Source organism: Burkholderia sp. HI2714 (genome assembly GCF_002223085.1).
GTDB lineage: Bacteria > Pseudomonadota > Gammaproteobacteria > Burkholderiales > Burkholderiaceae > Burkholderia > Burkholderia lata_D.
Window position 1 is genome coordinate 457452 of record NZ_NKFM01000053.1, and the last position, 13136, is coordinate 470587.

The 13136-nt window shown below is 65.0% G+C and carries 10 protein-coding genes; 5 read left to right on the plus strand and 5 right to left on the minus strand.

What is annotated here, in order from left to right; genetic code table 11:
- Positions 1–37 precede the first annotated feature (37 nt).
- Positions 38–1144: an aromatic ring-hydroxylating oxygenase subunit alpha gene (locus CFB82_RS28795; RefSeq protein WP_089486233.1), complete on the plus strand. Its 1107-nt coding sequence runs from the start codon at positions 38–40 to the stop codon at positions 1142–1144.
- A 117-nt stretch (positions 1145–1261) separates the two neighbouring features.
- Complete coding sequence (locus CFB82_RS28800; RefSeq protein WP_089486234.1) at positions 1262–2131, plus strand: sulfurtransferase; 870 nt, start codon at positions 1262–1264, stop codon at positions 2129–2131.
- A 54-nt stretch (positions 2132–2185) separates the two neighbouring features.
- Here the strand turns inward: CFB82_RS28800 and CFB82_RS28805 are convergent, their stop codons facing one another.
- The 3 genes from CFB82_RS28805 to polA form a co-directional block, all read right to left on the minus strand.
- Entirely contained in the window at positions 2186–3061 is an 876-nt protein-coding gene (locus CFB82_RS28805) for a dienelactone hydrolase family protein (RefSeq protein WP_089447349.1), read from the minus strand.
- Between the two features lie 423 nt (positions 3062–3484).
- On the minus strand, positions 3485–4819 hold the full coding sequence (locus CFB82_RS28810; RefSeq protein WP_089447348.1) for an NAD(P)/FAD-dependent oxidoreductase: 1335 nt from the start codon (positions 4817–4819) through the stop codon (positions 3485–3487).
- 270 nt (positions 4820–5089) lie between these two features.
- Positions 5090–7843, minus strand: a complete 2754-nt coding sequence (polA, locus tag CFB82_RS28815; protein WP_089486235.1) for a DNA polymerase I — start codon at positions 7841–7843, stop codon at positions 5090–5092.
- 1 nt (position 7844) lies between these two features.
- Here polA and CFB82_RS28820 point away from each other — a divergent pair, with 1 nt between their 5' ends.
- On the plus strand, positions 7845–8603 hold the full coding sequence (locus tag CFB82_RS28820; RefSeq protein WP_039358092.1) for a TIGR00730 family Rossman fold protein: 759 nt from the start codon (positions 7845–7847) through the stop codon (positions 8601–8603).
- Positions 8604–8991: 388 nt separating this feature from the next.
- Positions 8992–9288 carry a hypothetical protein gene (locus CFB82_RS28825; RefSeq protein ID WP_089447346.1) on the plus strand — a complete coding sequence of 99 codons (297 nt, stop codon included), beginning with the start codon at positions 8992–8994 and terminating at the stop codon, positions 9286–9288.
- A 274-nt stretch (positions 9289–9562) separates the two neighbouring features.
- Here the strand turns inward: CFB82_RS28825 and CFB82_RS28830 are convergent, their stop codons facing one another.
- The gene (locus tag CFB82_RS28830) at positions 9563–10522 is read right to left on the minus strand and encodes a GlxA family transcriptional regulator (protein WP_089447345.1); all 960 of its coding nucleotides are present in this window, start codon (positions 10520–10522) and stop codon (positions 9563–9565) included.
- A gap of 95 nt (positions 10523–10617) precedes the next feature.
- On the opposite strand from CFB82_RS28830, the gene CFB82_RS28835 reads away from it, so the two are divergent.
- Positions 10618–10908 (plus strand): hypothetical protein, encoded by a 291-nt coding sequence (locus CFB82_RS28835; protein WP_089447344.1) that lies wholly within the window; start codon positions 10618–10620, stop codon positions 10906–10908.
- A 605-nt stretch (positions 10909–11513) separates the two neighbouring features.
- On the opposite strand, the gene CFB82_RS28845 is transcribed toward CFB82_RS28835, so the two are convergent.
- A complete protein-coding gene (locus tag CFB82_RS28845) occupies positions 11514–13040 on the minus strand; it encodes an AMP nucleosidase (protein ID WP_089486236.1) in 1527 nt (508 codons plus the stop codon).
- Between the last annotated feature and the right edge of the window lie 96 nt (positions 13041–13136).

The following is a 13136-nucleotide window of genomic DNA, read 5'->3' on the forward strand; positions in this document are numbered from 1 at the left end:
GTTGTTCACTGCTTTCACGCTAACACCGGGAGTGGGAATGTCCAATCTGAGCGACGCGCTTCAGTTGAAGTCGGCTCACAGCCAGCTTCCAGTCACTGCATACTTCGATGAGGCGCTACTCGAGCGCGAGATCGAAACCCTCTTCAAGAAAGGTCCTCGTTACGTCGGGCACGAGTTGATGGTGCCCGAGGCGGGGGATTATTTTGCGCTGCCGTCCGAGAAGGAAGGCCGCGTGCTGGTCCGCAATCAGGCGAACCAGGTCGAACTGCTGTCGAACGTGTGCCGCCACCGGCAGGCGATCATGCTCAACGGGCGCGGCCACACGCAGAACATCGTGTGCCCGCTGCACCGCTGGACGTACGATCTGGAAGGCCAGTTGCTCGGCGCGCCGCACTTCCCCGACAAGCCGTGCCTGAACCTCGGCAAGAGCCCGCTGCAGAACTGGCAGGGGCTGCTGTTCGAGGCCGAGGGCCGGAATGTCGCGCGCGACCTCGCCAACCTCGGCACGAAGCATCACTTCGACTTCTCCGAGTACCTCTTCGATCACGTCGAAGTGCACGAGTGCGATTACAACTGGAAGACGTTCATCGAGGTCTACCTCGAGGATTACCACGTCGTCCCGTTCCACCCGGGCCTCGGCAGCTTCGTGTCGTGCGACGACCTCAAGTGGGAGTTCGGCGACTGGTACAGCGTGCAGACGGTCGGCGTGCACAACGCCCTCGCGAAACCGGGCAGCGCGACTTACCAGAAATGGCACGAGCAGGTGCTGAAGTTCCGCAACGGCGTGCCGCCGGAGTTCGGCGCGATCTGGATGGTCTACTACCCGGGCCTGATGATCGAGTGGTATCCGCACGTGCTCGTCGTGTCGTGGCTGATTCCGCAAGGCCCGCAAAAGACGACCAACATCGTCGAGTTCTATTACCCCGAGGAAATCGCGCTATTCGAACGCGAATTCGTCGAGGCGGAACGCGCCGCCTATATGGAAACGGCCGTCGAGGACGACGAGATCGCGATGCGGATGGACGCCGGCCGCCGTGCGCTGATGGCACGCGGCGAGTCGCAGGTCGGCCCGTACCAGAGCCCGATGGAAGACGGCATGCAGCACTTCCACGAGTTCCTGCGCCGCCACCTCGGCGACATTTGACAACCGGTGCGGCGCTTTGACGCTGCGCGGTATCCGGCAGACGAAAAGACGGGCTTCGGCCCGTCTTTTTTTGTTTAGACTTGGAATGTCAGGCCATTCGCACTCCAGGGAGCCGTCATGCCACACACTCACTACACCACGCTCATCTCCGCCGCCAATCTCGCCGAGCGCCTGGCGGCGGCGCCCGGCAGCGTCGCGCTGTTCGACTGCCGCTTCGATCTCGTCGACCCCGCTGCCGGCGAAGCCGCGTATGCGGCCGGCCATATCCCCGGCGCCCAATACCTCCATCTCGACCGCGACCTGTCGGGCCGCAAGACGGGCACCAACGGCCGCCATCCGCTGCCGACCCGCGACGCACTCGCCACGCTGCTCGCGAGCCGCGGCCTCAAGCAAGGCCAGCAGGTCGTCGCGTACGACGCGCAAGGCGGCGCCTATGCGGCGCGCCTGTGGTGGCTGCTGCGCTGGCTCGGGCATGATTCGGTTGCCGTGCTCGACGGCGGCCTGCAGGCCTGGGAAGCAGCCGGCCAGCCGCTGACGGCCGACGTACCGCACCCGGCCGCCGGCGATTTCCACGCGGCCGCGCCGCTCGAATCGACAGTCGACGCGGCAGCCGTGCTCGCCAACGTGAACGCACCCACGCGTGTCGTGATCGATGCGCGCGCACCCGATCGCTACCGCGGCGAAAACGAAACGATCGATCGTGTGGGCGGCCACATCCCCGGCGCGCGCAACCGCTTCTTCAAGGACAACCTGACCGCCGACGGCCGCTTCAAGACCGGCCATGAACTGCGCGAGGCGTTTTCCGCCGTGCTGGCGGGCACCGAACCGAACCGCGTGATCCTGCAATGCGGCTCCGGCGTCACCGCATGCCACAACGCGCTTGCACTGGAGGTTGCGGGCCTGCACGGCGCGTCGCTGTATCCGGGCTCGTGGAGCGAATGGAGCGCGGACCCGTCGCGGCCGATCGCAACCGGCCCGACGCCGTAAGCGCCGGCGCGGCGCAGCAACAACGAAGCGGCGGCATGTGCCGCCGCTTGCCGTTTACATCACGCCGTACTTGCGGAGCCACGCGATCGCACGCTTCCAGCTCTCCTCCGCATCCGCCTTCACATAGCTCGGCCGGTAATCGGCAAAGAACGCGTGACCGGCATCCGGGTACACGACGATCTCCGATTCGCGTGCGAGCTTCGAGTCGCTCGTCTGGATTGCCTTGCGCATGTCGGCGAGCGACGCCTGCGTGATGTTCGCGTCCTTCTCGCCATACAGCCCGAGCACGGGCACCTTCAGCAACGATGCATGATCGACCGGGTTGAACGGCGTCATCTCGTCGGTCTTGCCTTCGACGAACCCGTACCATGCAACGGCCGCACGCACGTGCGGATTGTGCTCCGCATACAGCCAGCTCTGGCGGCCGCCCCAACAGAACCCGACCACGCCGAGACGCGACAGGTCGCCGCCGTTCTTGCCGGCCCACGCGACGGTCGCATCGAGATCCTCGGTCACCTGCCGGTCCGGCACCTTGCTGACGATGTGGTCGACCAGATCCTTGATCGTCGGATATTTCTCCGCATTGCCCTGCCGCGCGAACAGGTCGGGGGCGATCGCAAGATAACCGAGCTTCGCGAAGCGGCGGCAGACATCGGCGATGTGCGCGTGCACGCCGAAGATCTCGTGGATCACGATGACGACCGGCAGGTTCGTCTTGTCCTTCGGCTGCGCGCGATACGCGGGCACGCTCGCGTCGCCCGAGCGGATCTCGACGGTGTCGACGTCCAGCCCTTCGCTGTCGGTCGTGACCGTCTGCGCCGACACGGGCAGCACGGCCGCCGCGAAAGCCCCGCCCAGCGCGGCCTGCATGAACTTGCGGCGCGAGAACGGAACGTGGGGAACCAGGCTGTCGACTTCGGGTTTCAACATGAATGCACTCCTCGATTGGGGGCCGCCGTCACGATCACGGACACGGCATGACGGGGCGTCGCGCCGGCGCCCGGCGCGGATGTCGCGGCGGTTGGCACCCCGCCGCGAACGGAAACCCGGACAAGATGCCCAATAATCCGTTGTCGCGTCAACTGTCGGATATGTAAGACTCGATTACGGCGTGTTGATCCGGCACGTCGATCGTCGCGCCAAACACCGCGGGCGGCCCGTCGGATCGCGATGCAACAAGCCGCATGCCGATCGCCGTTGCACGATCGGATGCTTGCCGATTGAAACGAAAACCACGCGGTCGATGTTGCCCGTCACACGCGGGCACGGCAGCCCGGCTGCCCACAAAGAACAACGGGCGGAGACGACGCACGACATGCGCACTCCCCGCCCGCCTCATGCGCGAACGCGCGCTCAGTGCAGCTTGACGCGCGGCAGCGTCGTGCGCCGCAGCCAGTGCGCGACCGTATCGAGCATCATGCGCGGATAGCCGTGCAGCGCGGCGATGTGCATCCGGTACAACGACATGTACATGAAGCGCGCGAACAGCCCTTCGATCAACATGTTGCCGCCGATCAGCCCGCCCATCAGGTTGCCGACCGCGCTGAAATGGCCGAGCGACACGAGCGAGCCCAGGTCGCGATAGGTGAATTCGGGCAGCGGGCGCCCATCGAGCCGGCAGCCGATTGCCTTCAGCAGGAAGTTCGCCTGCTGGTGCGCAGCCTGCGCGCGCGGCGGCACGTTGCGCTCGTTGCCGGGCCATGCGCATGCCGCACAATCGCCGAGCGCGAACACGTTGTCGTCGGTAAAGGTCTGCAGCGTGCGGCGCACGTCGAGCTGGCCGAGCTTGTTGACCTGGAGGCCATCGAGATTGGCGAGCACGGACGGCGCCTTGATGCCCGCGGCCCAGACCGTCAGGTCGGCCCGCACCGTCTTGCCGCTCGCCGTATGGACGGCCCCGGGCGCCACCTCGGTCACGCGCTCGGCGAGCATCAGCCGCACGCCGATCTTTTCGAGCAGTTCGGCCGTCGCCGACGACACGCGCTCCGGCAATGCCGGGAGAATCCGCGGCCCCGATTCGATCAGCACGATGCCGACGTCGTGCCGCGGGTCGAGCTTGTGCAGCCCGTAGGCCGACAACACCTGCGCGGTGTTGCGCAGCTCGGCGGACAGCTCGACGCCGGTCGCGCCGCCACCGACGATCGCGACCTGGATGCGCGGCTCGGCCGCCTCACCCGGTGCGGTCGGCACCGGCGCCTGATGTTCGGCGCGCATGCACGCGGCGATCAGCCGCTTGCGGAAGCGCTCGGCCTCGCCAACGGTATCGAGCGCGATCGCGTTTTCCGCCGCTCCCTGCACGCCGAAGAAGTGAGTCGTGCTGCCGATCGCGATCACAAGCGTGTCATATTCCAGCTCGCGCGCCGGCAACAACTCCTCGCCGTCGCTGTCGTTGATGGGTGACAGCGTGATGCGCTTCGCCGCACGGTCGAGCCCGGTCAACCCGCCCTGCTGGAACTCGAAGCCATGCCAGCGCGCCTGCGCCGCATATTCGAGCTCCTGCGTGAACGGGTCCATGCTGCCGGCCGCGACCTCGTGCAGCAGCGGTTTCCAGATGTGGGTCGGATTGCGGTCGACGAGCGTGACAAGCGCACGCGCAGAGCGATTGCCGCGCGCGCCGTAACGGTCGCCGAGCCGCGTCGCCAGTTCCAGGCCGCCCGCGCCTCCGCCTACGATGATGATCCGATGCATCTGTTCCCCCTTTGCGATTCGAAACTGCTGCCGCCGGACAACGCGAACGCGATGCATTCGCGCGACCCGATGGATTAACCGGTTCGGACATCATCGATGTGCAGTTCGAAGCACTTCAATGCGCCCAACCCGGAACGCGGGGTGCGCATGCCCCCGAGTCAATGACATGCATTGTCCGGGAGCTTGCGCATTGACCACAAGCAAACCATCTCGATATTCAGCATCCCTGCAACAATATGCCGCAGGAATCGGGAACCGTGCAGCGGTGCGTCAGTGTGCCTCTTCCCAGTTCGCGCCGGCGCCTACTTCGGCGACCAGCGGCACCTTCAGCTTCGCCACGCCGCACATCATTTCCGGCAGTTTCTCGCGCACCAGCGACAGTTCGCCGTCGGGTACCTCGAGCACCAGTTCATCGTGCACCTGCATGATCATCCGCGACGCAAGCTTGTCGCGCGTGAGCCAGTCGTCCACCGCGATCATCGACAGCTTGATCAGGTCGGCCGCCGTGCCCTGCATCGGCGCATTGATTGCCGCGCGCTCGGCCGCCTGGCGGCGCGGGCCGTTGCCGCCGTTGATCTCGGGCAGCCACAGGCGGCGACCGAAAACGGTTTCGACGTAGCCCTTCTCCTTCGCAACCGAACGCGTGTCTTCCATGTACTGCGCGACACCCGGATAGCGGGCGAAATAACGGTCGATATAGAGCTTCGCCGCATCGCGCGTGATGCCGAGGTTCGACGCGAGCCCGAACGCGCTCATCCCGTAGATGAGCCCGAAGTTGATCACCTTCGCAATCCGGCGCTGGTCGGAATTGACCTCCAGCGGCGTCACGCCGAACACCTCGGCGGCCGTCGCGCGGTGGATGTCCTCGCCCTGCGAGAACGCGCGCAGCAGCGACGCGTCGCCCGAGATGTGCGCCATGATCCGCAGTTCGATCTGCGAATAATCGGCCGACACGATCCGGTGGCCCGGCGAGGCGATGAACGCCTCGCGGATCCGCCGCCCCTCGGCCGTGCGCACCGGAATGTTCTGAAGATTCGGATCGTTCGATGCCAGGCGGCCCGTGACCGCGACGGCCTGCGCGTAGTTCGTGTGCACGCGGCCCGTTGACGGGTTCACCATGCGCGGCAGCTTGTCGGTATAGGTCGACTTCAGCTTCGACAGCCCGCGATGCTCGAGCAGCAGCTTCGGCAACGGGTAATCTTCGGCCAGCTTCTGCAGCACTTCTTCGTCGGTCGACGGTGCGCCGCTCGGCGTCTTTTTCACGACGGGCAACTGCAGCTTTTCGAAGAAGATCTGCCCGATCTGCTTCGGCGAGCCGAGATTGAATTCGCCGCCCGCCAGTTCGTATGCCTGCCCTTCGAGCTCGATCAGGCGCGTCGCGATTTCGGTGCTCTGCGCCTGCAGGCGGGCGTCGTCGATCAGCACACCCGTGCGCTCCATCTTGCGCAGCACGAGCGACACGGGCATCTCGATCTCGCGGTACACGTGCAAGAGGCCCGGTTCGCGCGCGACCTGCGGATACAGTGCGTGATGCAGTTGCAGCGTGATGTCCGCATCTTCGGCGGCGTATTCGGCGGCCTGCGTGAGCGCGACTTCGTCGAAGCCGATCTGCTTCGCGCCCTTGCCGGCCACGTCTTCGTACTTGATCGTCTTGACACCCAGATGACGCAGCGCAAGGCTGTCCATGTCGTGCGTGCGATGCGATTCGACCACGTACGATTCGAGCAGCGTGTCGTGCTCGATGCCGTTCAGCGCGATGTCGTAGTTCGCGAGCACCTGCGCGTCGTACTTCAGGTGCTGGCCGACCTTCTTGCGATCGGCCGATTCGAGCCACGGCTTCAGGCGTGCGAGCACCTCATCGAGCGGAAGCTGTTCGGGCATGTCGGGGCCGCGATGCGCAACCGGCAGGTACGCCGCCTTGCCCGGCTCGACCGAGAACGACAGGCCGACGAGCCGCGCGAGCATCGGGTCGAGCGCGGTCGTCTCGGTGTCGAACGCGGTCAGTGCGGCCGCGTCGATCTTCGCGAACCACGCATCGAACTGTTCCCAGGTCTGAATCGTGTCGTATTCGCGCACGACGTCGGCCGGGATCACCGGGGCCGGCTCGCCTTCCGGCGCATCGGCGCCGTTGCCTTCGGCCTGTGCGCTCTCGACTTCGCGCAGCCACGTCTTGAAGCCGTAGCGCGCGAAGATGTCGCGCAGCAAGTCGCGCGCTTCGCCGTCGGTCTTCAACGACGCCTCGATCGATTCGAGATGCGGTGCGAGATCGCAAGCCGTGTCGACGGTCACGAGCTGGCGGCCGAGCGGCAGGAAGTCGAGCGCGCGGCGCAGGTTGTCGCCGACCACGCCCTTGATCTCGCCCGCGTGTTCGATCACGCCGTCGAGGCTGTCGTACTGCGCCAGCCATTTCACGGCCGTCTTCGGCCCGCACTTCTCGACGCCCGGCACGTTGTCGACGGTGTCGCCGATCAGTGCGAGGTAGTCGATGATGCGCTCCGGCGGCACGCCGAACTTCGCGATCACGCCGTCGCGGTCGAGCGTCTCGTTGGTCATCGTGTTGACGAGCGTGACGTGGTCGGTGACGAGCTGCGCGAGATCCTTGTCGCCGGTCGACACGATCACGTTCATCCCGTGCCGCTCGGCTTCGCGCGCGAGCGTGCCGATCACGTCGTCGGCCTCGACGCCTTCGACCATCAGCAGCGGCCAGCCGAGCGCGCGCACCGCGCCGTGGATCGGTTCGACCTGCAATGCGAGGTCGGGCGGCATCGACGGACGGTTTGCCTTATAGTCGGCATAAAGGTCGTCACGGAACGTCTTGCCCTTTGCATCGAACACGCAAGCGCTATACTCTGCACTGACTTCCTTGCGCATACGGCGCAGCATGTTGATGATTCCGTAGAGCGCTCCGGTCGGCTCCCCGCCAGGGCCACGCAAATCAGGCATCGCATGGTAAGCCCGATACAGATAGCTCGAACCGTCAACCAATAGCAGGGTCTTACCTTCCAGATTTCGTTCTTCAGGCATTATGAACAAGAGAAAAGTGATTCCGAGTCTGCGTTCGCTCGCAGATCAAGAACGCGCGACGGCCAAGAAGGCGCGCGCATCGTGGCAGATGTTCACGATTATGGCAGAGTTTATCGAGGCGACCGAGTACCTGTCGGAGATCCGCCCGGCTGTCAGCATCTATGGTTCTGCCCGCCTCAAACCCGATACGCCGCACTACAAGCTCGCCGCGCAGATCGCGCGCAAGCTGTCCGACGCCGGCTTCGCCGTGATCTCCGGCGGCGGCCCCGGCATCATGGAAGCGGCGAACAAGGGCGCGCACGCCGGCAAGGCGCCGTCGGTCGGCCTGAACATCGAGCTGCCGCACGAACAGGCCGGCAACCACTATCAGGACATCTCGCTGCGCTTCCGCCACTTCTTCACGCGCAAGGTCACGTTCGTGAAGAATTCGGATGCGGTGATCGTGATGCCGGGTGGCTTCGGCACGCTCGACGAACTGTCGGAAGTGCTCACGCTGATCCAGACGAAGAAGTCGCGCCTCGTGCCGATCATCCTCGTCGGCAGCGAGTTCTGGAAGGGGCTGCTGCAGTGGTTCCGCGATCAGTTGATCCCGATGGGCCTCATCAATCCGGAAGACATGGACCTGATGCAGGTGATCGATGATCCCGACCAGGTGCTCGACGCGGTGCTCGCGTTCTACGAGGACAGCGGCGAGGAAGAAGGTTCGGACGATGAAGGCCATCCGCCGCGCCCCGAAGAAGACCGGATGTTCTACCTGTAATCCATCCGTGACGATCGCCGGCCCGACGGCCGGCGCGCCCCTCCCGCGCGGCAGACGTGGCGATTCCGCCACCTGCCGCGTGTCACTTTGTAACGCGCCATTAATCGGGCTTCGTGGCCGCGCGCCACCGAATGTCAATTCCGCGCAGCAGGTGCCGTGCGGCGCGCGCCATCATCCGCGCACGTTGGCCGCCATTGTCAAATGACACGGCCTGACGCCCGCATCCGGCACCTGCCGGCCGCTAATCCTCCGTAACAACCCCGCCTCGCGTTTTCCGTCGCGCGCCAGCACACTGCATGTGTCGGTGCGGCGTTTCCCCCGGTGGAACGGTCCCCCTCGCTTCCATCGCGTCGCGCCGGCCTCTTACAACGACATCACGGAAAAGAACATGCAACGCTCGCTGATCGCCCTTGCCTTCGCCGGCCTTGGCCTTTCGCTGTCCGGCCTCGCCCACGCCGTCAACGTCGACGTCAACATCGGCACGCCCGCACCGGTCGTCGTCGCGCCCGCGCCCGTCGTGGTCGCCCCGGCGCCCGCCGTGATCGTCGGCTGGCATGGCGACCGCTACTGGGACGGCCGTCGCTACTGGGAACGCCGCGAGTGGGAAGATCACGAGCGTCATCACGGCCACGGCGATCGCGGCTATCACTGCCCGCCGGGACACGCGAAGAAGGGTGAGTGCTGAGCGACCGAGCGCGGCATTCATCGGCCCGCACACTGACGCGAAAAGAAGAAGGTCGCACGCAAACTTCCGTTCGTGTGCGGCCTTTGTCGTTGCAGACCCGGCTGCACAAGATTCATCGCGGATTTACCGGGGAACGCGGAGCGAATCTCAAGAAGGATGGATTCGGCGTCGCGCTTTGCCGGGCTTGCTCGGCGCGGTGCTCCCCGGCCTTTTCCTGCCCGACAGGCTTCGCAACTCGCAGGCCGACTGCGCGCGCGGATCTTTTGACGAACCGTCAGCGCAGATCGGCGCGAAGGTCACGCACACCGCGCCCTGTCCTCTGACGCAGGAGCGCACCCAACGTCGCCCCGTCGACGTAGCCCACCTGAGCGGCCACGGCTTCCAGGTCCATGCCGCCATGGAGAAGCGATTGGGCGTGCTCCACGCGCAGGTCCTGGAAATACGACAGCGGGGATTTTCCGAGTATGGCTTGGCATCGCCGCTGCAATGAGCGCGTACTGGTCCCTACCGCGGAAGCGGCGTCCTGCAGGGAGAATCCGTCCTTGAGATGATCCCTTGCCCAGCGCTCGAAACGCAGGACGAGAGGATCGGCCTGCGCCAAATGGTTGGGGATGATGTATTGCGCCTGCGATGAACGCAGGTCGGCGAGCAGATATCGCGAGACCATAACGGCCAACTCCGGACTCGCTTTGCGAATCAGCCAAAGCGCAAGGTCCAGATGCCCCATCGCCGCGCCGGCTGTGACGCCGATATCGGTCGGCACCAGCATTCGCGACTCTTCGAGCCGCACCTTGGGGAAGCGTTGCCGGAACAGCGGCGCAAGCCACCAGGTCGTCGTCGCCTCGCGATCATCGAGAAGACCTGTTTCGGCGAACACGAACGTCCCGATACACGACGTGGCGATCTTCGCGCCCTGCTCATGCCACCTCCTGAGCTCCCCAACGGCCTGCTTTACGTCAGGCCGCTCGAGCGCCGGAATCAGAAGCTCCGGTGTCGAGGTCGCCAGGGCGGGAAGGATCACCCAGTCCGGCATCAACACCGACGTGATGGGCTGCACGGGGATCACCAGCCCGCCATGGGTCCGCACCTTCTTGCGTACGCCCACGACGCTGATTTCAAACGGTCGTTGCCGGCCCTCCCGGGCCGCGAAACCGTTCGCGAGCCTAAGCGCATCGAGCATCGCCGTGTACCCGGTGTCGAACACTCCATCGAGCGCGATCAGCGTAATTCGCATGGCGTAAACGACCTAAAAGTTGGCATTTACGACTGTACCTTCTTTCGAGGGCGGGGACTAGACTCAGCCTCGTCGATTCAACAAGGAGACGACAGATGAAAGTTTTCGCAATCGGAAAGGGCGTGAAACCGATCACGGACGAAGTTCGGCAGCAAATCATGCCGAAGGAAGTCCCCCACACGCTCAAGCTCTACCTCGAAGGCAAGATCGAGCAGTTTTACTTTATCGACGGAAACCCGGGGGTGGTCTTCCTGATGAGCGCCGAATCGGTCGATGAAGCCAAGGCGATTGTGGGCGCGATGCCCCTCGCGGCCGAGGGCTTTCTCGACTTCGAGTTCCTGCCGGTCGGCCCGCTCAAGCCCCTCGGTATGCTGCTTCAGGGCTAACAGACCCGATGGCGCCGTCAATCGTGCTGCCCATTTTTGACGGCGCACCGGGCTGCTTTGATGCGGCAGCAACCGCTGCTGACGATGAAGTCGACAACGGAGCTTCGCTACCCGGCCCCTGGTTGTCGGTCGACGCCCCCTCAATGGCCGCGTGTGAAACGAACCTGCCCTTCCAGTGACGACTCTGGCGAAGGGGGCAAGCGAGCGCATCTGGCCGATCGCCAACGGACTTCCTCGCGCCTTCCCGGACATCCGCGATGAACAAAAAAACCGCCGGCACCCAAGTGTCTGGCGGTTTTTTGCTGCTGACCGGCTGCTCGTCGGACGTCAAACTGCGCGTCCATGATACCGAGCGTGGCGGCAATCTTGTCGCGCGTCGACTTACGCAGCTTCTCGCTGCTTTCCTGTCGATCGTACGCGGACTGACTGATGCCGAGTCGCGTCGCGACTTCGACCTGCGTCAGCCCGAGATATTTGCGCCACGCGCACAGGGGCGTCGCCCCGTCGACCGTTGTGCTGACGACCCGACCCGCCGCATTGATGCGGGCAAGTTGGACGCGGACGCTCCCCGACTCCGCCGGGGACCGTCACACAGCGATCGCTCGTTACTGAAACGCCACTTCCGCAAAGCTCCGCAACTTCCGGCTATGCAGCTTGTCGAGCCCGTTCGTGCGCAGGATCTCCATCGCCCTCACGCCGATCTGCAGATGCTGGTCGACCTGCCCGCGATAGAACGTGTCGGCCATGCCCGGCAGTTTCAGCTCGCCGTGCAGCGGCTTGTCCGACACACACAGCAGCGTGCCGTACGGCACGCGGAAGCGGAAGCCGTTCGCAGCGATCGTCGCGCTTTCCATGTCGAGCGCGATCGCGCGGCTCTGCGACAGGCGCTGCACGGGTTCGCGATGGTCGCGCAGCTCCCAGTTGCGGTTGTCGACGCTCGCGACCGTGCCCGTACGCATCACGCGCTTCAGCTCGACACCATCAAGTTGCGTGACGTCGGCCACCCCGCGCTCGAGCGCGAGCTGCACTTCGGCCAGCGCCGGAATCGGCACCCACAGCGGCAGGTCGGCATCGAGCACGTGATCCTCGCGCACGTAGCCGTGTGCGAGCACGTAATCGCCGAGACGCTGCGTGTTGCGCAACCCCGCGCAGTGACCGAGCATCACCCACGCGTGGGGACGCAGCACCGCGATGTGATCGGTGATCGTCTTCGCGTTCGACGGGCCGACGCCGATGTTGACCATCGTGATCCCGCTGCCGTCCGCGCGCTTCAGGTGATACGCGGGCATCTGCGGCAGGCGCGGCGGCGCGGCGCCCTCGGCCAGCTCGCTGCCGAGGTTCGCGTTGTAGGTGACGACATCGCCCGGCTCGACGAACGAGCTGTACTGGCTCCGGTAGGCACGCACCTCGGGATCGTCGCTCTCCGTCATCACCGTGCGGCCCAGCTTCACGAACTCGTCGATGTAGAACTGGTAGTTCGTGTAGAGCACGTAGTTCTGGAAATGCGTGGGCGACGTCGCCGTGTAGTGGCGCAGCCGGTGCAGCGAGAAGTCGACGCGCGCGGCCGTGAACAGCGCGAGCGGATGCGGCTCGCCCGGCGCCGGCTCGAACGTGCCGTTGACGATGCGATCGTCGAGATACGACAGGTCGGGCGTGTCGAAGATGTCGCGCATCGCGAGCAGGCGGTCGCGGTCGAGCTCGCCCTCGAGATGGATGCCTTCCGGAAACGCGAAATGGATCGGAATCGGCTGCGACGACACGCCGATCTCGATCTTCACATGGTGGTTCTTCGCCAGCAGGCGCAGCTGCTCGCGATAGTAGTTTGCGAAGAGATCGGGGCGCGTGACCGTCGTCTCGAATACGCCGGGGCCCGCGACGAAACCGTACGAGCGGCGCGAATCGACATGCGTGTTGACGTCGGTGCGAATCCGTACGAACGGGTAGCACGCGCGCACGTGCTCGGTAATCGATTCGTGGCGGCGATAGCGCGCGAATGCGTCGCGCAGGAAGCCCGTGTTCGTGTCGTAAATGGCGGACAGCCGCGCGACGGCGGCGATCGGATCGTCGAAAGCCTCGACCGGCGGGCTCTCGGGCGTCAGCACTCGGTGCCGGCGGCTCAAATCGTTCTTCATTTTCATCACCTCGTCTGATCCGACGACATTACCACGGAACCCGGTCGCCTTTATGGCTGCCCCTACGCACGCGAGGGCCGGATGGGGCGCAGTATT